General features: G+C 62.3%; 20 protein-coding genes and 1 pseudogene. 9 read left to right on the top strand and 12 right to left on the bottom strand.

Annotation, left to right across the window (positions count from 1 at the left end; all coding sequences use genetic code 11):
- Positions 1 to 51 precede the first annotated feature (51 nt).
- The 5 genes from AC6H34_RS33540 to AC6H34_RS33520 all read left to right on the top strand — a co-directional run bounded on the left by AC6H34_RS33540 (position 52) and on the right by AC6H34_RS33520 (position 5,286).
- Complete coding sequence (locus AC6H34_RS33540) at positions 52 to 348, top strand: AprI/Inh family metalloprotease inhibitor (RefSeq protein WP_497541980.1); 297 nt, start codon at positions 52 to 54, stop codon at positions 346 to 348.
- A 203-nt stretch (positions 349 to 551) separates the two neighbouring features.
- Entirely contained in the window at positions 552 to 3,221 is a 2,670-nt protein-coding gene (locus tag AC6H34_RS33535) for a YadA family autotransporter adhesin (RefSeq protein WP_497541979.1), read from the top strand.
- Positions 3,222 to 3,312: 91 nt separating this feature from the next.
- Positions 3,313 to 4,065 carry an invasion associated locus B family protein gene (locus AC6H34_RS33530; protein WP_497541978.1) on the top strand — a complete coding sequence of 251 codons (753 nt, stop codon included), beginning with the start codon at positions 3,313 to 3,315 and terminating at the stop codon, positions 4,063 to 4,065.
- 29 nt (positions 4,066 to 4,094) lie between these two features.
- A complete protein-coding gene (locus AC6H34_RS33525; RefSeq protein ID WP_497541977.1) occupies positions 4,095 to 4,802 on the top strand; it encodes a hypothetical protein in 708 nt (235 codons plus the stop codon).
- Between the two features lie 25 nt (positions 4,803 to 4,827).
- Positions 4,828 to 5,286, top strand: coding sequence for a thermonuclease family protein (locus AC6H34_RS33520; protein ID WP_497541976.1), 459 nt, complete (start codon positions 4,828 to 4,830; stop codon positions 5,284 to 5,286).
- A 165-nt stretch (positions 5,287 to 5,451) separates the two neighbouring features.
- Here AC6H34_RS33520 and AC6H34_RS33515 read toward each other — a convergent pair whose 3' ends face one another.
- The 6 genes from AC6H34_RS33515 to AC6H34_RS33490 all read right to left on the bottom strand — a co-directional run bounded on the left by AC6H34_RS33515 (position 5,452) and on the right by AC6H34_RS33490 (position 11,027).
- Positions 5,452 to 6,144, bottom strand: coding sequence for an amino acid ABC transporter permease (locus AC6H34_RS33515; protein ID WP_497541975.1), 693 nt, complete (start codon positions 6,142 to 6,144; stop codon positions 5,452 to 5,454).
- A gap of 21 nt (positions 6,145 to 6,165) precedes the next feature.
- A complete protein-coding gene (locus AC6H34_RS33510; protein ID WP_497541974.1) occupies positions 6,166 to 6,873 on the bottom strand; it encodes an amino acid ABC transporter permease in 708 nt (235 codons plus the stop codon).
- Positions 6,874 to 6,938: 65 nt separating this feature from the next.
- On the bottom strand, positions 6,939 to 7,769 hold the full coding sequence (locus AC6H34_RS33505; RefSeq protein WP_497541973.1) for a transporter substrate-binding domain-containing protein: 831 nt from the start codon (positions 7,767 to 7,769) through the stop codon (positions 6,939 to 6,941).
- A gap of 14 nt (positions 7,770 to 7,783) precedes the next feature.
- Positions 7,784 to 8,524 (bottom strand): amino acid ABC transporter ATP-binding protein, encoded by a 741-nt coding sequence (locus tag AC6H34_RS33500; RefSeq protein WP_497541972.1) that lies wholly within the window; start codon positions 8,522 to 8,524, stop codon positions 7,784 to 7,786.
- Positions 8,503 to 10,032, bottom strand: a complete 1,530-nt coding sequence (locus AC6H34_RS33495) for an NAD(P)-binding domain-containing protein (RefSeq protein WP_497541971.1) — start codon at positions 10,030 to 10,032, stop codon at positions 8,503 to 8,505. The genes AC6H34_RS33500 and AC6H34_RS33495 overlap by 22 nt, the downstream gene beginning before the upstream one ends.
- Positions 10,029 to 11,027 carry a LysR family transcriptional regulator gene (locus tag AC6H34_RS33490; RefSeq protein ID WP_497541970.1) on the bottom strand — a complete coding sequence of 333 codons (999 nt, stop codon included), beginning with the start codon at positions 11,025 to 11,027 and terminating at the stop codon, positions 10,029 to 10,031. The genes AC6H34_RS33495 and AC6H34_RS33490 overlap by 4 nt, the downstream gene beginning before the upstream one ends.
- A 161-nt stretch (positions 11,028 to 11,188) precedes the next feature.
- On the opposite strand from AC6H34_RS33490, the gene AC6H34_RS33485 reads away from it, so the two are divergent.
- Both AC6H34_RS33485 and AC6H34_RS33480 read left to right on the top strand, forming a co-directional pair.
- Complete coding sequence (locus AC6H34_RS33485) at positions 11,189 to 11,671, top strand: CMD domain-containing protein (RefSeq protein ID WP_497541969.1); 483 nt, start codon at positions 11,189 to 11,191, stop codon at positions 11,669 to 11,671.
- The gene (locus tag AC6H34_RS33480) at positions 11,668 to 12,243 is read left to right on the top strand and encodes a peroxidase-related enzyme (RefSeq protein ID WP_497541968.1); all 576 of its coding nucleotides are present in this window, start codon (positions 11,668 to 11,670) and stop codon (positions 12,241 to 12,243) included. The genes AC6H34_RS33485 and AC6H34_RS33480 overlap by 4 nt, the downstream gene beginning before the upstream one ends.
- Before the next feature lie 56 nt (positions 12,244 to 12,299).
- Here AC6H34_RS33480 and AC6H34_RS33475 read toward each other — a convergent pair whose 3' ends face one another.
- The 5 genes from AC6H34_RS33475 to AC6H34_RS33455 all read right to left on the bottom strand — a co-directional run bounded on the left by AC6H34_RS33475 (position 12,300) and on the right by AC6H34_RS33455 (position 16,723).
- The gene (locus tag AC6H34_RS33475; RefSeq protein WP_497541967.1) at positions 12,300 to 12,743 is read right to left on the bottom strand and encodes a hypothetical protein; all 444 of its coding nucleotides are present in this window, start codon (positions 12,741 to 12,743) and stop codon (positions 12,300 to 12,302) included.
- A 74-nt stretch (positions 12,744 to 12,817) separates the two neighbouring features.
- Positions 12,818 to 14,176, bottom strand: a complete 1,359-nt coding sequence (locus AC6H34_RS33470; RefSeq protein ID WP_497541966.1) for a cation diffusion facilitator family transporter — start codon at positions 14,174 to 14,176, stop codon at positions 12,818 to 12,820.
- An 8-nt stretch (positions 14,177 to 14,184) separates the two neighbouring features.
- The gene (locus tag AC6H34_RS33465; protein ID WP_497541965.1) at positions 14,185 to 14,451 is read right to left on the bottom strand and encodes a metal-sensing transcriptional repressor; all 267 of its coding nucleotides are present in this window, start codon (positions 14,449 to 14,451) and stop codon (positions 14,185 to 14,187) included.
- Positions 14,452 to 14,492: 41 nt separating this feature from the next.
- Positions 14,493 to 15,893, bottom strand: a complete 1,401-nt coding sequence (gene chrA, locus AC6H34_RS33460) for a chromate efflux transporter (RefSeq protein WP_497541964.1) — start codon at positions 15,891 to 15,893, stop codon at positions 14,493 to 14,495.
- Positions 15,894 to 15,904: 11 nt separating this feature from the next.
- The gene (locus AC6H34_RS33455) at positions 15,905 to 16,723 is read right to left on the bottom strand and encodes a chromate resistance protein ChrB domain-containing protein (protein ID WP_497541963.1); all 819 of its coding nucleotides are present in this window, start codon (positions 16,721 to 16,723) and stop codon (positions 15,905 to 15,907) included.
- 482 nt (positions 16,724 to 17,205) lie between these two features.
- Between AC6H34_RS33455 and AC6H34_RS33450 the strand changes: the two genes are divergently transcribed.
- The gene (locus tag AC6H34_RS33450) at positions 17,206 to 17,463 is read left to right on the top strand and encodes an AbrB/MazE/SpoVT family DNA-binding domain-containing protein (protein WP_497541962.1); all 258 of its coding nucleotides are present in this window, start codon (positions 17,206 to 17,208) and stop codon (positions 17,461 to 17,463) included.
- Positions 17,463 to 17,795 carry a type II toxin-antitoxin system PemK/MazF family toxin gene (locus AC6H34_RS33445; RefSeq protein ID WP_497541961.1) on the top strand — a complete coding sequence of 111 codons (333 nt, stop codon included), beginning with the start codon at positions 17,463 to 17,465 and terminating at the stop codon, positions 17,793 to 17,795. Before AC6H34_RS33450 ends, AC6H34_RS33445 begins: the two co-directional genes overlap by 1 nt.
- 889 nt (positions 17,796 to 18,684) lie before the next feature.
- On the opposite strand, the pseudogene AC6H34_RS33440 reads toward AC6H34_RS33445, so the two are convergent.
- Positions 18,685 to 19,145, bottom strand: a pseudogene (locus AC6H34_RS33440) (Rossmann-fold NAD(P)-binding domain-containing protein); the annotation flags it as partial.

Here is a 19,145-nt window from a genome sequence, read left to right as displayed (position 1 = left end):
CGCTCAGTGGCTAGGCATCAGGCGAGGGGAGCAGTTGCTCATCCGATTATCGTGGCTGGAACCGCCCACGAGGACTCGAGCCCGGCCGGCGTCATTCGAATTGTGGAAGTGGCGAACGCGCAGTGTTCGGTGATGCTGACCAGCCGTTCGTTGCTCGATGTGAACCGTGCGGTACCGCGGGGCTGCGGCCGAAGCGGGCTCGGCAGGGTGAATGCCTGGCGCAGGAGCGGAAAGCAGATTGACCTGTTCGTGCCGGGTGGCGAGCTCGCCGGCCGGCTAATGGAAGAAGCCGACGGCAGCTTTGCGGGATTGACTGCGAGCGGGTCCAAGATTCGCACGGCAAAGTAGGGAGGGGCGGGAGCACCAAATCCGCGAGACGGCGAATGATCCAGGACGAGCCGCCTCTGCAAGGGCGGGTCATCTTTCAAGAACGTGCGGAGACGGTTCCTGCAAGAACCGCCTCCGCGCCCCACGCGTTACGCAGGGCCTGACTGACCGCCAGACCCTGAGCGTAGCGCAAAACCGTTAACCATAACACTCAGGGTTAGATCATGACGATTTCTGCCTCGATGGCGGTCGGCGCGCGTGTGCGCGGCGACGGTCCATTGCATCATAAAAAGCGCCTGCTGATGCTGGGCGCGGCCGGCTTCGTGCTGGCGATGGGCGCGTCGGGCGCCCAGGCCCAGTCGCTGCCCAATTTCGGCGCCATGCCGTGGGGGCCTGTCAGCGAGGACGCCAACCACGACGTTGGCATCAACCTCGGAAACGGGATTTATCAGGGCACTGCGACCACCATCATCAATGGCGGCAACGGCTTTGTCGGCGCGACCCAGTCGGTGATCGTGAACTCGGACAATGGCGAGATCTACGTGGACCGGAGCTTCGTTGTTGACGCCAACAACGGAATCATCGGGACCGCCACCGATCCGGTGACCAACTCGTTCATCTTCAACGCACCGAACGCCACCATCAGTGGGGACAACAATTTCCTCGCCAACGGGTCAGCTGCTGTCGGCGACAACAACACCGCCTTCATTGGCGGCACGGTGACCGGTGACAACAACTTCGTCGTCGGCGGTACTGCCACCGGCAACAACACGATCGCGATCGGAAAAGGGGCGACCACCGGCGCAGACGACACGGTTGCAATGGGCACCGGAGCGCAGGCGACCGCGGCCAATGCCGTTGCGCTCGGCAATGGCGCTTCTGCGCAGGGGCAGGGCGACGTCGCCTTTGGCTCGGGCTCGGTCGCCAATGGCGCGACGGGAACGAGCAGCACAGTCATCAATGGGCAAACCTACAACTTCGCCGGCATCTCGCCGGTCGGGACGGTCAGCGTCGGCAGTGCCGGCAGCGAGCGCACGATCACCAATGTGGCGGCTGGCAGCGTCTCGGCCACCTCGACGGATGCCGTCAACGGCTCCCAGCTCTACGCGACCAACCAGGCGGTCGACGCGCTGGCGACCTCGATCGCGACGGGCGACCCTAACTCGGTCAAGTATGACGATCCCACCAAGTCGAGCGTCACCATGGGCGGCCCAACATCGACCGATGGCGGCGTGACGGGTGGTACGACCATCACCAATGTCAGCCAGGGCGCGCTTTCCTCGACCTCGACCGACGCGGTGAACGGGTCGCAGCTCTACGCCACCAACCAGAACGTGACGAACCTCGGCAACCAGATCACGAACCTGAGCCAGGACGTGACCAATCTCGGCACGACCGTCAACAACATCAGCCAGGACGTCACCAACCTCAACAACGGCACGGCCGGCATCGTCCGCCAGGTCGGCGGCGCCCCGGGTAGCGGCGAGATCACGGTCGGAGCGGAAACAGGCGGCACCGTCGTCAACGTGTCGGGCACGGACGGCGATCGGACCGTGACCGGCGTTGCAGCGGGCACGCTGTCCTCCACCTCCACCGACGCCGTGAACGGCTCGCAGCTCTATGCGACCGGCAGCACCGTGGCCACGATCCTCGGCGGCGGCGCCACCTACAACTCGACCACGGGCGAGGTGACCAACCCCTCCTATGTGATCAACGGCAACACCTACAACAACGTGGGCGACGCCCTGCAGGCGGCCGCCTCGAGCGGCACGGACGATCTTGCCGTGCACTATGTGGCCGATGCCAACGGCAACCCGACCAACCAGGTCGCGTTGATGGGCGACGGCTCGGGCGCCGCCGTGTCGATCACCAATGTCGCGGCCGGCTCGGTTGCGGCGGGCTCGACCGATGCCGTGAACGGCGGGCAGCTGCATGACCTCGGCCAGTCCCTGGCGGACGGCATGGGCGGCAACAGCACCTACAATTCCTCGACGGGCACGGTCACGACCTCGCTGAACTATGGTGGCAACACCTACGATTCGGTGCAGGGCGCCCTGAGCAACATCGACAACTCGATCAATGGCGGCGCCGGCATCAAGTACTTCCACACCAACTCGACCGAGGCGGATTCGAGCGCCACGGGCGACAACTCGACGGCGATCGGCCCCCTGGCCGTGGCGACGGCGACGGACTCGATCGCGATCGGCAACGGCGCCGTGGCGAGCAATGCCGGCAGCGTCGCCCTCGGTGCGGGATCCACGACCGATGCCGTGCATGACGGGCAGAAGGGCTTCGGCTCGGCGACCGTCGCGGGATCCTCGGCAACTGCTTCCGTCTCCGTCGGGTCATCCGGCAAGGAGCGGCAGATCCAGAACGTGGCAGCCGGCGTGGTGTCTTCCACCTCGACGGATGCCGTCAACGGCTCGCAGCTGAACTCGGTGATTGGCGGCGTCAACAATGTCGGCACCTCCACGGCCTCGGCTCTCGGCGGCGGCTCGCAGTACGATCCGACCACCGGCCTGATCAGTGCTCCGAGCTACACGGTGCAGGGCAACACCTACAACAATGCCGGCGATGCCTTCTCGGCGATCGACGGTGCTCTCAGCCACCAGGGCGCGCAGCTCAACTGGCTGATGAAATATGCCAATTCGAACTTCAAGCGTCTCGACGGCGCCATTGCCGGCATGACGGCCCTGGCCACGCTCGAGTTCGACCCGACGCCCGGCAAGTTCTCCGTCGCGGGCGGCTGGGGCTTCTATGAGTCCCAGCATGCCTTCGCGGGCGGCGTTGCCTACACCTTCAACGACAGGCTGCAGGTCAACGGCCGCGGCTGGTATTCGCCCTCCTCGAGGACGGGCGGCGGCGGCATCGGCGTCCGGTATTCCTTCCCCTGATATCCGATTGCCACTGAGGCGGCGGGGATCAATTCCCCGCCGTTTTCGCATCGGCCCCCAAGCAGGGCGACATCCCATCATTGAGGTTCCCATGTCCGTTTCGAAGACAGGCTCCGCCATTGTCCTGGCAGCCGCGATCGCCATCCTCCCGCACACGGCCTCTGCACAGCAGGCGACGACGGCCGATGTTCCCGCCGCCTCAGCGCCGGCGCCGCAGCTGGATACGACGATCAGATTTGACGATGCCGTGGGGCAGGGCGAGACGCCGGCGCCCGGCGAACTCGTGAAGACCATCCGGGAATTCGGGCCCTGGACTTCGGTCTGCTCGCGAACCTCCAAGCGTGCCGTCTGCCTGTTCATCCAGACCGTGGTCAACGAGGCCCGTGCGCCCTTGTTGAGATGGGGCATCCGGCAGGACGTCAAGGGCCACTCCTACATCGTCATGGAGATGAGCAAGCCCGTGGATACGGCGGCCGGCCTGCACCTCCAGCTGGACGGCATCAAGCTCGCGCCCCAGGCCGTCGCCTGCAAGGTGACCTGCGCCTCCATTCTGCCGTTCGACAATGTCGTGGGCGGCTGGATCAAGACCGGCAAGGTCGCACGTTTCGAATGGACGTCCCAGGGCCAGCCGGTCGTTGCCACCGGCACGCTCGAGGGCCTGTCGCTCGCCCTGAGTGAGACAGGCAAATATCTGGCGAGCCTGCAGCAGCCCGCGACCGCTACTCCGGCCGCAGGGTTTTCCGGCGTGGCCTCGGCGCAGGCGCAGGCCAAAACCAAGGCCAAGGCCAAGGCAAAACCCAGGAAGCCGGTTCGCGCGGCGCCGGCAGAGGTTGACGGCCAATGACCTCTCGGGCTTGGTCGAGGGGCAGGGCGTTGGAATCCTATCGCGTGATGCTCGACGGTCTGGCGTCGAGCGGCGACCCGAGCCCGCGTCAGCAGGAGGCGAGGGCGCACCTCTCGGTCTGGTGCGAAGCGCGCGGTATTTGCCTCCTGCCGCAGCAACCCACTATCGTGCGTGTCGGCCGTCGAAGCAGCCTCGAACTCGGTCGCCTGATGCGAGCCTGTTTCGCCGTGGGGGTCCAAGGGTACCTGATCCGGATCGACATCGAGTCCGTCCCCTTGATCGAGCCCCGCTTGCAGGCGCAACATAAGGATGGCAAGGCTGCTGCCATGAAGAAATCTCAACTGCCCGGAGAGATAGCGCAGATCCAGTCGGCCGCCCGCGCCGCCATCCTGGCCTACCTGCCGGCGAAAATGACCTATTGGCAAAGGCTCCGGCATGTTGCGGCCTATGATGCCGTCGTCCGGTTGTACGCGCAGGCAAGGGACGAAGTCACCGTGCCCATGGTCGCTGGCCTCTTGAGCGAACCGGCAAACGAGGTCCGGGCGCGAATACGCCGGCTCGTGCAGTTGGGAGTCCTGGCGCAAGCCGCGCGGACGCGCGGGGGCGCGATGATCTGGGGCCTCCGGTTTGAGCCCGTCATGAACACGCGGTTCCCGATGCCACGGCGCGATACCGCCCCAGCGGATGTCGGAATCATGGCCTATCGAAGGCCGCCTGCGGTTGAGCCGCATATCTGACCGCCAGGATCAGGATGAAAACAGCATGAGGACGGCTTTGTACTGCGCGTTCGCAGCAATCCTCATTCCGGCCGCGACGTCGGCAGCCACCTATGAACGCGTCGATGGGGACAAGATTGTCATCATGGATGGCGACACGGTGGCACTCCCCTGCAAGACCCCAGGCCGGGGATGCGCCGAGCATCTTCGTTTCATCGACATCGATGCACCCGAGCTGTTCCATCCTGACTGTGACGAGGGCCTGCGGTACGCTCTCCAGGCGAAGGCGCGATTGGCTCAACTGATCCGGGGGAAAGTCATCTACGTCGAACGAGACGGTCGACACGACCTCTATGGCCGCACATTAGGCACTCTCAGGATCGGAAGCCCATCAGGCATGAACGCGGGTCAGCAGCTCATGCGCGAGGATCTCGCACGACCGTGGAAATCAGGAGCCGAGGCGCGAAAAGAGCGGCGACTCTATTGGTGCGGCCCTAACCCATGACACCAGCGAACTAACAGTTGGAATCGTACAAATGCTGCCGCCGTCTGTTGCAGCGATAGTGGCGTTGTCGCCGTCGCAGCTGAGTCCCTGAATATTGTCCTCGCCTTCGTCACAGGATTGAATGACAACGCATCAGCACGGCTTGAGTCGCCTTAAAGCGCCCCCTTACGTTCGAACCCTTAACGCTCGCTCGGTCCGGTCAGCAATCTGCGTGACGATATAGGCAATCACCATGTAGACGATAACAGCGATCACAAAGGCTTCGAGGTAGAAGTAATTGAGCGCAGCGGTCAATTGCGCCTGGGCAAAGATGTCGACCACCTCAATCGCAAATGCCAGAGATAGAGCCTTCATTATAACCATGAAGGAGTTGGCGAGATCCGGAATCGCGGCGACAACCACCTGGGGAAATAGGATGCGCCGGAACAGTTGGCTGCCCTTGTAACCCAGCGAGTAGGCTGCGTCAGCCTGACCCGTGTCGAAGGAATTGAGGGCGCCCTTTACGACCTCCGCCTGGAACGCTGCCACGCAGGCGGTCAAGGCGAAGATGATGATGACCCAGTTCGGCATCGAATGGGCGTTGAGCTCCACTCCAAGCAGCGACGCCAGGAATTGGAGCGCCGGAGGAAGACCGTAATAGGCGAGGAAGATAACGATCACCATCGGCACGCCCTTGAAGGCGACCTTGTAGGCCACGACGAATTCCCGCAGCACGGCAATCCGCCTGTATTCGACCAATGCAAACAGGCTACCGATGATCGTGGAGAAGACGAAGATCGCGAGCGCCATGCCGAGTGTGACGGGTACGGCACCCAAGATGCTCGACACGTCCTCGGTCAGTACATCCATATCCAACATGCAATGTGACCTTCTCTCCGATCAGACACTGGCCATGATCGTGCTCTTGGCCGGCGCCGCCTTCGGTGCAAACTTCGACGAGCGGAGCTCAAAGAAGCGCACGATGAGCCAGGCGAGGAGGCACATCAGAGCATAAATCACCGCCAGTACGAGGTAGGTTTCGAACTGGTACTGGTTATAGTCCCGCTCCATGATCAGATGCGCGGTCGCCATCACGTCAGCCGCCCCGATGTACATGACCAGTGCTACATTGTGGATCAGGTAGATAATCGAATTCCCGTAGCCGGGCAGGGCGATGTGCACGGCCTGGGGACCGACGATCCGAGTAACCTTCTGCCTAAAGGTGTAACCCAGACTGTCAGCGGCATCGTGCTGCCCGGGGGCAACGGCAAGGTAGGCTGGCCGCATGACTTCCGACAAATATCCACCATGGTAGAGGCTAAGTCCGATCATCGCCGCCACCGTGGGTGAGAAGAAATCTTCGATTCCGAGCAGGTCCACGACCAGGGGAAGGCCGTAGAAGGCGACGAACAACTGGAGGACGACCGGGACACTCCGGGCATAGGACACGTAGAGATCCGCCAGCTGGCTGATCACCGGTATCCTTCGAACCCGGAATGTCGTTGCGAGCAGGGCCAGGCAGAAGCCAACGATGAGGGCCGTGAACGTGATCGCGAGCGTCAACGGCAAAGCCGAAAGGAGCTCGGGGATCATGGTAGAGAGGTTCACTTTGAAACGCTCCTTTCAAGCTAGGCCTTGTCCGTCTGCGACGTGTCGCGAGGCCCGAGCTTTCGCTACTTGATGTAGGTGGCGACGTCCTCACCGAACCACTTCTGCGATAGCTTGCTGATCGTACCGTCGTCCCTCAGCTCCTTGAGCACCTTGTTCACGTCATCGGCGAGCTGCTGGTTTTCAGCCGACTTGTGGATCAAGACATAAGTGTTGTTGATCGAAACGGGCTCGCTTGCCTTGATCTCGAGCTTTTGCTCGTCAATGACGGTCTGCTCGCCGAGATTGGACGGCAGGATCAGAGCATCGTACTTGCCGCTCTGGACCTCCTTCAGGCGATCCGGGTAGGGCACGCCGGCACTCGATGCCGTGATGTCGATCTTGTAGCCAGGGTTTTCCTGCTGCCACTGGGTGACGAACTTGTAAATGCCGCCACCGGCCGTGACCGGCACGATCTGCTTGCCGACCAGATCCTTCATGCCTGCGATGGTGCTGTCCTTGCGGGTGTAGATCTTGATCAGACTAGCGCCTTCGGGGTTTTCCGGGATGAGAAACTGCTTGCTGCGGTTTGGCGACTTGAAGTACCCGCCGACCGCAATGTCGTACTTGCCGGTGGCGAGCCCGGTCTCCTGCGCAATATCCGAGACGCCTTCCATCTCGAACTTGTACTGCGGCAGCTTGGCATTGATCGCCTTAAGCAGTTCCGGCTCATATCCTTGCGGCTCGACGCCGATCGCGCCCCAGGCGAGTGGCTTGGATTCTGCCGACGTCGCAATCTTGATCGTACGAACGGAGTTCTCACTGTGGCCAGCGCCGGCGGCCGCAAAGGCGATCGCCATGCCACCAACTAAAGCCAGGCTGAACCGACGGCGAGACATTGCTTTCACTGCAGACATTTCGGAATCCCTTCTTATTGGAAGACGCGCTCGGAATTGAGGAATTGGGCAAGGCGTGGGTTGGCGGGTGAATCGAAGATCTCAGAGGGACTGCCTTCTGCCGCCACCACACCCTGGTCCATGAAGACGATCCGGTTCGAGATGTTCTTTGCGAACTGCATCTCGTGCGTCACCAGGAGCGAAGTGATGCCTGATGATGTGACGTCCTTGATCACCTTCAAGACTTCATTGACGAGTTCTGGATCGAGCGAGGAGGTGGGCTCGTCGAAGAGCATCACATCCGGCCGAACCGCCAGGGCCCGTGCGATACCGGTCCGCTGGAGCTGCCCCCCGGAAAGCTGGGAGGGATAGCTGTCCCGCTTGTCGGAAAGCCCGACGCGCTCGAGCTCCTGAATGGCAATTTCGCGCGCCTCGTCCTTGGTTTTGCGTTGCACCACCACGAGCGGATCCATGACGTTCTGGATGACCGTCATGTTCTTGAAGACGTTGAACTGCTGGAAAACCATGGCCGTGCGAAGACGAATGGCCTGCACAGTGGCCTTGTCCACATGCCGATAGTCCATCCGAATCTGGTCGAATGCGATGGTTCCGGAGGTCGGCTTGACCAGGTAGTTGATGCATTTGAGGAGAGTGGTCTTGCCGGTACCACTGGGGCCGATGATCGAGACGACATCGCCGCGTTTCACCGCGAGATCGACGCCGTTCAGGATCTGCGCCTTCCCGTAGGATAGCTTCAAATCTTTGAGTTCGAGCATTTCTGGTCAGTGTCCTCTTCGGAAGACGGCACGGAAAGCGCCAGGCTTTCGCTCACTTCGGCCGTCGCGGGGTCGTCGTCCGCCCATTCATCCCCGAGAAGCTCGGGCGTGGCGAATGCTTCAAGTTCGGCGAAATGTTGCTCACGGTCGGCGACAAACAGGGCCCTCACGATGCCACGCGCCAGCCGGTCGGCGCCTTCGCTGATCGCCGGGATGTCGCCGGAGAGCTTGCCGTGGCTGAGCGTCGCCGGAAAGTTGAAGCAATGAAGCTGATGGAGTGCTGGACAGGAGCCGGGCGTCTTCTCCAGGAACTCGAAGCTCTCGCCAAGGTCGGGCGAGTACTCGAGCTCGAGATTGCGCCGATCCGTGGGCACGGGAAACCGGTCGCGCCAAAGCCTGATATGCGGCGCAAAGGCAGCGAGCTCCGGTCGCGACGCGAGATCGACCTGGAAACCGGTCCCGAAGATGATGAAGTCAGCCGGGTAACGCCCCTTGGGGGTGGTGATGACGACGTGATCGCCATCCTGCGTCAGGTCGAGCAGGGGGCTGCTCAGATGAAAATGGGCGTTGGCGTGCTGTGAGACACGCAACGTACTCGGCCGCGGCGGCGGCGTCTGCGCGCGCATGGCGTAATCGAGAAACCGCCACTTCCACTCGTCGGGCAGGCCCGCGAAGCCATGCACGACGCCCTGGCTGCCAATGCCGGTGAACTTGTTGATACGGGGTATGTCTGCCCGACGGATGAAAAGATCGAGCCGCGAGCAGCCTGTCTCCAGCGCTACCGCGGCATTGTCCATCGAGGAAGCACCTGCTCCGATCACTGCGACACGCTTGCCGCGCAAGGCCTCGAAATCAATGGCGTCGGCAGTATGCGCCCAGAACCGGCGATTGATCGTTTGCGCGATCGGCGGCACATAGGGTCCACCGAGGCCGTCGCGCCCGGTCGCCAACACGACATGGCGCGCAAGGACGGTGCCCTGCCTCCCTGCCTGCGTGATCCGAAGTGCCAGCAGGCCGTCCTGGCGCGGCTCGATCGCCTCAACCTCGACGCCGTTCTCAACGGGTAGTGCCAGCACCTTCCGGTACCAGATGAGATAGTCCATCCATAGTGTGCGCGGGGCTCGGTCGAGCGCTTCCCAGGCCTCGCGGCCGAAACGTGCCTCGTAATATGCGCGGAAAGTCAACGACGGCAGGCCCATCGCCGGTCCCGTGAGCTGCTTGGGCGAGCGCAAAGTCTGCATCCGCGCATAAGTGACCCAAGGACCTTCCGACCCGGCCGGCGCGCGATCGAACAGGATCTGATTGCTGACGCCGAGCCGCTTGAGCATTGCGGAGGCGACAAGGCCGGCCATACCGGCGCCAACGATCACGACATCGCGCACTCGTTGGCCCTGGACCTCATGTGGCACGACCCAGGGCTTGGCCGGCAGTTCCAGCCAGGCCAGATCCTGCGCCAGTCGTGCTTCAAGCGCGTCAAGTCCGTTGGGGAAAGAGGACAAGGGGTTCATGGCCGCGCTCCCTTGGGTCGCGCCGCCGGACCGTAGACGGTGTCGGCCAGCGCAATTGTTCGGCTCGAGTCAAGCAAGCGACCACCAGGCATTGCCAGTCCCACCTGCCGCGAAGCTTCGATCGCGGCGGCGACGGTGGGAGTGAGTGGCTTGGCAGCGGCCGAGACGGCCCCGAATAAGAAGAGAATGGTGTGATCGAGCTGGCGCGCTACAACACCGTCAAGAGGAACGCCGTACATGGTCGCCGGCTCGACGATTGCGACCCCGAGACCGGCCCGGACCAATGTCAGCGCTGTCATAGAAGCATTGGTCTCGATGATCCGCTGCGGCGCGACTCCCGCCTTTGACAAGGCTTCGTTCACGCGATGTCGCAACCGATAGGGGTTCGCCATCGTGGCGATGCGGCGATCGGCAAGATCGGCCAGATGCACCATCTCGCGGCTAGCAAGCGGGTCGCTCTCGCTGAGGGCCACGACGCATGGCGCCTCAGCGACCCAGTGGACATCAAGACCCGGGTGTTCCACGGGCAAGCTCACCAGCCCGAAATCGGCCGAGCGGGCGAGGACAGCCTGCACGACGTCTTCGGGTACGAGCGCCTGCACGTGCAGATGGCGGGGAAGCAAGGCGGGCTCGATGGACGCAAGCGCCTGCGGCAGCACACCGGCCGCGAGGGATGGCGTCGCCGCGACCGTCAAGGTCGGCGGCTCGTCGAGCCCGATGGCATCCGCTCGCTTGCGGATGTGCCGCAGGCTAGCGAGGTGCCGCTCCACCTCGGCATGGAAAAGGACACCTCGGGAGGTCGGGGTTAGGCGCGGTCCGCCTCGATGCAGCAGCGCATACCCGATGTCAGCCTCCAAGTCCTGGATGAGCCTGGTGACTGCCGGCTGTGAACGGCCGAGCAACCGTGCAGCGCCGGTCATGCTGCCGGCGGACATCACGGCCGCAAACGCCTCAAGCTGTCTGATATCGAGCGAATTAGAATGCATGAATGACATCAAACACCCTTCTTTATGTTTGTAAAGCATGAAATATCGATAAAAGCCATAAAGTTAGTATATTTTTTGTTTTGCATAATGGAGTGATCATAATTATAAATTGACATGATGAGAAGCGTCGTGCGTGAGTGCCAGTCCGTCGCCGCATTGAGGAATCCGCCTTGACCCTGATCGAGACTCTTGCCGCTGTCAGGCCGGGTTCGGCGCTTGCCGACGCCCTGGCCAAACGTGCCGAAATCCTGCGCCTAAGTCAGGCGGCCCACGACGCGGTGCTTGTTCCCCGCGAGCCTGGTGGCCTGTCACACGGCCTCAGGGCCGCGCTTGCTGCCAGGATGGCGCGCCTTAACGGCGATCTTGCTCTCGCCAGCCATTACGACAGTCTCGTCGCCCGCGCCGGGGAGCCGACGACCGCCCCGCTTGCCGAACCTGGCACGAACGCAACCGATGAGCGCACCGCATCGATCGTCCGTCATGCCGACCGACTGACGCTCGCACCGCGGGAGGCTACACGGGCCGACGTGGAGGCGTTGCAACAGGCCGATGTCGCCGATGCCGACATCGTTCGGCTCGCCGAGCTAGCGGCCTTCGTCAACTATCAGGTGCGCGTCATAGCGGGCATCAAATTGCTCGGAGGAGTGAAATGAGCGAGGTCGTCGACACTTTCACAACCACCATTCCGCGCTGGCAACCCTACGTCACTCCTGTCGATCCGGCGACTGCGAGCGAAGAGCAGCGCGAGGCGATGCAAATCACGCCGTCCAACAAGGGCATCTCGCCCTATGTGCTGACTCTGGCGCATGATCCCGAGTCACTTGCGGTCCGCTCTCCCCTGTTCAATCTGATCATGTACGGACGCGACGGTTTGGCATCGAGCGAGCGCGAGTTGGGCGCTGTCGCCGCATCGGTCGTGAACCGCTGCATATACTGCGCTGCCGTCCATGCCTCGCGCTTCAACGGCCTGACGAAGCGCACGGACGTCATTGAGGCCGTGTTCGCCGACGGTCTGGAGGCAACGCTCGATGAGCACCTCCAGGCGATCTTTGACTTCTCCGCACTATTATCGACCACGCCGTCGTCGGCGACAACCGCCGACGCGCAGGCGCTGGCCGATGTCGGGCTCGACACTTTGGAGTCTCTCGACCTCATCTTTTCTGCAGCAATTTTCGGGTGGGCGAACCGGTTGATGCATACGCTTGGCGAACCGGTAAAGGATTAGGATGGGGCAAGCATTAGGATCCATGGCCCTGCACGGCAGGCGAGGGGACTTTTCCCTTACAACTCACCTCGGCTCATCGCACCTTTGGATTTGAAGACGGCCTTGGCCTTGCCTCCCTCAAAGCTCACCTCGCAAGTGACCGCGAGCACTCTTTCCCTCGACGACCCTGTTCGGGCGCGGCATTGCCCGGTCGCCGGCATCGGTTTTGTTCCGTCATAGATCGTGTCGACGAATAGCAGATAGCCATCGGGAGGCAGATACATGTCTTTTCCGCCTTCAAAGCGGATCGAACGATAACCGGCCTCCAGCGTGAAGCTGCTACGTCCGGAATGGTCGATGTGGATCGATGTGATCGACGAGCATTTCAGGCTTTGCCCGGCGAAAACCAACTCGGCGCAACTACCCTGGGTGGTGACCATTGTCAGATCGGTGGTGCTCGAGGCCGGAGCGGCAAACACAATTGCCCCTAACGCCAACAGCAGGCATGCCGCTCGTCTCATTGTTGCCGCTCCGAATCCCTACCTCGCGAACTGATCTTATTGCAAAAGAAGACGATCGAGAACGCGCGCTGGCTTCAATGGAAATGGCCTTCAGGCTCTTTCATCTCGAAGGGCAGCGTTTCCACCCGACCCCAGCCTTCGAGCCGCAGTTCGGCGGAAAACTCATGAGGTTCTGCTGGAGCTACCGCGCTCTCATATCTGTGATGATCGTCCTTGCTGGGTATCAGCGGCAGTATCTCCGGACCGTGAGGGCGAGCAATCACGACGGTCACTTGCAGGTTCGTGGCATGGTTTTTAACGGTGAAGCGGAAACGCTCGCCGTCAAGCGTATCGACGATGGCAAGAACACCCTGCGCAAGCACATTGTTGACGACGAATGGGTCCGGCGCGTGGGGATGGTCACCTCGGCCATGCGTCACGTCCTTGATGTCGAATATACCGCTCTGATTTGATGTTGCGAGCGTTATGGTTGCGGTCTTCAGCGACGGCATATGCTCCATCAGCTCTCCGCGCAGCCTGTCCATGAGGACCTTGGCATCGGCGACCGGCAGTTTGTCATCGACCGCGACCGCAACGTCGCCGTGAAGGCGATGACCAAGCCAACGGGCACGGGCTTCGACGATCTTCAAGCCTAGCACATGCTCGCCAGCATGACGGATCTCTTCCGTTACACCAGGCTCGACACCGTCAAGCGCGCGAGTGATCACCGCCCGTGCCGATTGCCAGACGATTCCGAAGATGGCGATGGTAATAAGCAACCCGATGATAGGATCAGCCAGGGGGAAACCGGCCCAAACGCCGAGGGCACCGAGGACCACAGCAAGGCTGGTGAGACCATCGGTTCGGGCATGATAGCCGTCTGCAATTAATGCCGCGCTGTCGATCTGGCGGCCGACACGTATACGGAAGATGGCGACGATCTCGTTTCCAAGGAAGCCGATGATGCCGGCAACTGCTACCCAACCGAGAAGCGTAACGGGCTGGGGATGGATCAGCCTGTCGATTGCCTCATAGCCGGCAACGATGGCGCTGAACAGGATGATAAGCACGATCAGCATGCCAGCGAGATCCTCGACCCGACCGAGACCGTAATTGAACACCTTGGTGGGCGCCCGACGTACCAACACGAAGGCGATCCATAGCGGGATGGCGGTGGTGGCGTCGCCGACATTGTGAATCGTATCGGCGAGTAGCGCGACAGAACCCGATACAAATACCACGATCAACTGCAGGACTGCGGTGATCGCCAGAATGACGAAGGACCATTTGATCGCCCAGATGCCACGATCTGTGGTGGCGATGGAGGGATCGATCACGCCATGAGTGTGGCCGTGGCCAGCTTCGTCGTGGGAATGGCCATGACCCCCATGCGAATGGCCGTGGGCCGTTGCCTGGCTACCGAAGCCAAGCCAGGTGAGTATCTTGGAAAACATGGCAAGCCTCACAGATATTTGGACAGGGCCTTGAATTCGCGCAGCGCTTGCTCGGCCGGCATGCCGCCTTCACTCACTGCATCACCGATGCAATGTTCCATGTGATCCTGGATCAGCGTGCGCTTGACGGTGTGGATGACACTTTCCACAGACTGCAACTGCTGGGCGAGTTCCACACAGGAGCGCCCTTCGGCGAACATGGTGAGGATGGAGCCAATATGGCCATGGGCCTGCTTCAGCCGGGCGATGATTTCAGGGTGCGATGCGTGCTTCATTGCATACCCCTACCCCCTAGGGGGGAGGGGTGCAACTCTTTTCACGCTCTGATCCCGATCAGGTGGAAGGCCAGCCCGGCCAAGGCGCTGACGACCAGAGTGGGGATCATGCCGACTTTAAAACGCACCATCGCCAGCATGGCTCCCGCCGCTAACGATGCGGCGAGCAAATCGATCGATGTGAGGACGGGCAAGTCCGGGGCCAGGCCAAGAAAGGGCGTTTCGTGAACCTCCCGAAACACCACATGCAGCGCGAACCATAGCGCCAGGTTCATCACCACACCGACGACGGCCGCAGTGACGGCCGAGAGAGCGGCAGCGATCGACTTGTTGCCACGCAACGCCTCGACATAGGGGGCGCCGAGGAAGATCCATAGGAAGCAGGGTGCGAACGTGACCCAGGTGACGAGCAAGGCGCCGAGACAACCGGCGAGCAGCGGATCGAGGCCACTTCCGGCCCGATGAGCGGCGAGAAAGCCGACGAACTGCAGCACCATGATCAGAGGACCTGGCGTCGTTTCGGCGAGACCGAGTCCGTCGACCATCTCGCCGGGCGCCAGCCAACCGAATGTACCGACGGCGGCCTGCGCAACATAGGCGAGCACGGCGTAGGCGCCGCCGAAAGTGACGACGGCCATGCCACTGAAGAAGGTGCCAAGCTGTGTCCAGACACTATGTCTGCCGGTGCTCAGCCAGAGCACAAGTACTGGGCCCAGCCAGACTGGGAGCCAGACGGCCAACACCCTTGCCGCCCGTTGCGACGAGGGGGCGGCATGGGCGAGTTCACCGCGCTCGAACATCAAGTCTATCACGCCCTTGAAGTCAGCAGTGCCTGCCTTGCCGCTATGGCCGCTGCCGGAGAAGAACGGTGCTGCCCAACGGCTGCCAAGCCAGCCGATCGCGGCCGCCGCCAGGATGATCAAGGGGAACGGCAGCCGGAAGAGATAGATGCCGATGAAGGCGGCGACGGCAATGCCCACCATCGCACGGTTCTTCAAGGCGCGACGCCCGATCCGCATGACCGCCTCGACGACCACAGCAAGCACCGCCGCCTTGACGCCAAAGAACACGGCACCGATCAGCGGCAGGTCATGATAGAGCACATAGAGGAGGCTGAGGCCGAGCATCACCCCGGCACCGGGCAGTACGAACAGCAGGCCGGCGATAAGTCCGCCGAAGGTCCGGTGCATCAGCCAGCCGATATAGGTGGCGAGCTGCTGCGCCTCCGGGCCGGGCAGCAGCATGCAATAGTTGAGGGCATGCAGGAAACGCTGCTCGCCTATCCAGCGGCGCTGCTCGACCAGTTCCTTGTGCATCAGCGCGATCTGTCCGGCCGGTCCACCGAAGCTAAGAAACCCGATGCGAGCCCAGACGAGAGTGGCCTCGGCAAGAGTAGGCACGCGTGGCGATTCCGCGTCCTTCACGGAGATACTGAGTGACATGTGCGCCTCCCTCAGACCGGCTTGCCGGTGGAAGGCCAGTTGTGGGTCTCTTCGCTGGCATCGAGGCTCCAGCGATAAAAAGCGTCATAAAGCAGCATGCCGGCTTCAAGCTGCTCGAGGTCATCGCGGTACATGCGCGATAGGCCAAGCGAAGCGGCCAGGAACCCCGCAGCTTGCGGGGCAAGGTCCAGTTTTGCCGTGTCCGCGCCCCGGACGATCGCCGCCAGGCGCGAGAGGGGTTCGCTGGAGAGATCGAACTCCTCGATCATCGTGTCGAAGGTGCAGCGCTCACCGCGATGGCTCCAGAATACGCCGTCGATGTCGAAGGGCGCGGCCCCGAAACGCTCGGCTACCGCCGTGACCTCTGCGGGAGCAACAAAAAGAAAAACTGCGGTGGCATCGACGAAACGGCGAATAAGCCAGGGGCAAGCAATGCGATCGACCTTGGGACGTGCGCGGGTCACCCAGATCGTCCGGCCTGCCTGGTCACGCGGCGGGAGCCTGTCAGTATTGACAAGGAGCGCGCCGGCATCGCGCCAGCCCTCGAAGCCGCCCTCCAGCGTTTCAGCGTGGACGCCGATGTGACGAAGCCACGCTGCAACGCCTTGGCTTAGCTTTTGGCCTCGTTGACAGACGACGACCGTGTCGCGCCCGGTGAGCTCGCCGGCCCAGCCCGAGACGTCACGGTGGGGCCTTCTGACGGCGCAGGGCAATAAGCGCGGGTCCGCCGCGACGTCTTCATCGGTACGCACATCGACAATAACAGGTGCGCCGGGCAAACAGACGAGGCGGGAAAGCTGGGAAACAGTGATTTCGGTGTTTGACGGCATGATCGTCCATCCCTTGAAAGGGTGTATGGACGCGATCTTTGGGCTGCCGCCTCACGGGGTAATCGCGGATAACCCCTTGAGGTAATTCTAGCGCGCGCTGTGCCATTTTCAAGCCCAAGCGCACCACTCGCAAACAGGCTCCCTCCGTGCTTGGCCGTGATGATGATGTTATTGCAAGTTACAGATGCGATTCGCAGAACCTATCTTATGGAATATTCTATTAGCCGGCTAATAATATTGACGCCTAATGAGCCCTTCAATCGATGCCGATTGCCCGGCAACTCTGGAGCGCTATTGCCTCGGCCAAGCCGAGCACAACCTGCCCAGAGCGCTCGAGGTGACCTGCGCAAGTATGATCGCTCCGCGACCGTATAGGGCAACGGCAGACGTGCATTCACGAGTTCCCCGACGAACAATGGGGACTCAGCATCTTGAACAATCACCAAAAAAGTTATATGTAGATATAACTCATGGAGGCACGTATGCACACAACCAATCTCCGCAAGGTCGGCGGCTCGGTCATGCTGGCCGTCCCACCGGCACTGCTCGACATTTTGCATCTCTCGGCCGGGGCTAAAGTGGGCATCGCTGTCGACAACGGCCGTCTTGTGGTCGAGCCGAACGCACGGCCGCGCTATACGCTCGATGAGCTGCTGGCCCAATGTGATTCTTCGGCCGAGCTGGCCGCCGAAGACCGGGAATGGCTCGATGCGAAGCCGGTCGGCAGTGAACTGCTGTAATGGAGCGTGGCGACATCTATCTCGTTTCGCTCGATCCGACATCCGGCCACGAGCAACAAGGCACCCGCCCGGTGCTCATCATATCGCCGGGCGCGTTCAATCGACTTACGAAAACCCCCGTGGTTCTGCCTATCACAAGCGGCGGCAATTTTGCCCGCACAGCCGGCTTCACTGTCTCGCTCATGGGAGCGGGAACCCGGACGACAGGCGTGGTTCGCTGTGATCAGCCGCGCGCACTGGATATTGGGTCACGGAGTGGGCGCAAGTTGGAAAGTGTGCCTGACACAATCATGGATGAAGTGTTGGCGAAGCTCTCAACGATCCTCGAATAGTGGTTTGCGGGGATCCACTATACGGACGATCCGCCTCAACTCTCTTCTAGTGGCGGCAATGGCGCTGCTAGGAAATCCGTTTCTCGCTGCAGCTCCTCGCAGTCGCCCTGGAAAACTTCCGCGATCGGCCGTCGGATGAGGCCGCCGGACGCGTGTCCAGCGAACCAAAGGGCGCGATGAGCGAGAGCTATCAGCGCCCGTTCTGGATCCCCGCCAGCCGAGTTGAGGTAGCTGGCTGCAATTTCGTCGGCGCTGATCATGGACGCCGGCCCGCTCACATTCTCTGCCCGCGGGGACGATCCTTGGGCGGCGTCTGCGTCTGCTTTGTCTTCTGCTGCTCAGCCTTGACGGTTTCACGATTGAGCGCAGCCTGCTCGTCAGCGAGCCGCTGGATTTCGGGCGAACTGGCGAGGCTGGTCTGCATCGGCTGCCTGGGATTGCTCTCGACGGCGACTTCAGCCTGCCTCGCAGCTGTGGCCTCGACTTGGGAGCGGAATCCAGGGTCGCTCGGCGTCTCGTGCAGCGCGGAGGCGACACGTGCCTGGACGGCCTCGCGCGCCGCCTCGGCCTTGGTGCGATCGGCGATGCTGGCATAGGCCCGGTTGCGCTCGGCTTCCGTGCGAACCGGCGCGGAAACCGGCGCCTGGCTCCGAGACTTCTGCTGCTCGGCCGGCGCCGCCTCGCCGCCCGGCTTTGCCCGCTGAGCGTCGGCGGCCTCTTTCAGGGAACTCCATAGCGCGGTCTCCGTGCGCCGTGCGGAGGCGTTTTGCAGGAAGGCAGCAATTGTTCCCTTGCGGATGGTCACGCCCGCGAACGTCGTGCGGTCCACATCGTCCGGGAGCACGTCTTCCGGGCGGCTCGCCTGGATGGGCGCAGCGGGCCTTGCCGACGCGAGTGCCATCGCGATCGTCGACGCGAATGCCGTCGTCGGCCTGCCGATGAGGCGGGACAGCGCCCGTCCGTCATCGAACAGGGCGCCACCTGCCGCCGCCGCATCGGAGTTGGCATAAAGAGCGGCCAGTGGCTCGGGCAGGCCCGCACCCAACAGCGCGCCGCGATACTCCGCCTCGGGCAGATCGACATAGGGGATAGTCTTGCCCGACTGGCGCGACAGTTCGGCTGCGAAGTCGCCAAGCGTATAGGCGGCATCGCCGGCCAGTTCATGGACGACGCGCGAGGCAGTATCGCCGATCAGCGATACAGCAGCGGCTTCGGCGTAGTCGGCGCGCGCGGCGCTGGCGATCCGACCGTCGCGAGCGCTGCCGACGAAAGCGCCATGTTGGAGGGCGGCGGGAATGGAGGCAGCATAGTTCTCGGTGCACCAGCCGTTGCGCAGCAAGGTGTGGGGAA

Source organism: Labrys sp. ALF-8 (assembly GCF_059699065.1).
Note: the sequence above shows the minus strand (reverse complement) of the source record. Positions and strands in the feature narration are given on the sequence as shown.

Bases quoted from the DNA above. Each gene is read 5' to 3' on its own strand.
- AC6H34_RS33535 (WP_497541979.1), top strand. From the start codon at position 552: ATGACGATTTCTGCCTCGATGGCGGTCGGCGCGCGTGTGCGCGGCGAC.
- AC6H34_RS33530 (WP_497541978.1), top strand. From the start codon at position 3,313: ATGTCCGTTTCGAAGACAGGCTCCGCCATTGTCCTGGCAGCCGCGATC.
- AC6H34_RS33520 (WP_497541976.1), top strand. From the start codon at position 4,828: ATGAGGACGGCTTTGTACTGCGCGTTCGCAGCAATCCTCATTCCGGCC.
- AC6H34_RS33515 (WP_497541975.1), bottom strand. From the start codon at position 6,144: ATGTTGGATATGGATGTACTGACCGAGGACGTGTCGAGCATCTTGGGT.
- AC6H34_RS33505 (WP_497541973.1), bottom strand. From the start codon at position 7,769: ATGTCTGCAGTGAAAGCAATGTCTCGCCGTCGGTTCAGCCTGGCTTTA.
- AC6H34_RS33500 (WP_497541972.1), bottom strand. From the start codon at position 8,524: ATGCTCGAACTCAAAGATTTGAAGCTATCCTACGGGAAGGCGCAGATC.
- AC6H34_RS33495 (WP_497541971.1), bottom strand. From the start codon at position 10,032: ATGAACCCCTTGTCCTCTTTCCCCAACGGACTTGACGCGCTTGAAGCA.
- AC6H34_RS33490 (WP_497541970.1), bottom strand. From the start codon at position 11,027: ATGTCATTCATGCATTCTAATTCGCTCGATATCAGACAGCTTGAGGCG.
- AC6H34_RS33480 (WP_497541968.1), top strand. From the start codon at position 11,668: ATGAGCGAGGTCGTCGACACTTTCACAACCACCATTCCGCGCTGGCAA.
- AC6H34_RS33475 (WP_497541967.1), bottom strand. From the start codon at position 12,743: ATGAGACGAGCGGCATGCCTGCTGTTGGCGTTAGGGGCAATTGTGTTT.
- AC6H34_RS33470 (WP_497541966.1), bottom strand. From the start codon at position 14,176: ATGTTTTCCAAGATACTCACCTGGCTTGGCTTCGGTAGCCAGGCAACG.
- AC6H34_RS33465 (WP_497541965.1), bottom strand. From the start codon at position 14,451: ATGAAGCACGCATCGCACCCTGAAATCATCGCCCGGCTGAAGCAGGCC.
- chrA (WP_497541964.1), bottom strand. From the start codon at position 15,893: ATGTCACTCAGTATCTCCGTGAAGGACGCGGAATCGCCACGCGTGCCT.
- AC6H34_RS33455 (WP_497541963.1), bottom strand. From the start codon at position 16,723: ATGCCGTCAAACACCGAAATCACTGTTTCCCAGCTTTCCCGCCTCGTC.
- AC6H34_RS33450 (WP_497541962.1), top strand. From the start codon at position 17,206: ATGCACACAACCAATCTCCGCAAGGTCGGCGGCTCGGTCATGCTGGCC.
- AC6H34_RS33445 (WP_497541961.1), top strand. From the start codon at position 17,463: ATGGAGCGTGGCGACATCTATCTCGTTTCGCTCGATCCGACATCCGGC.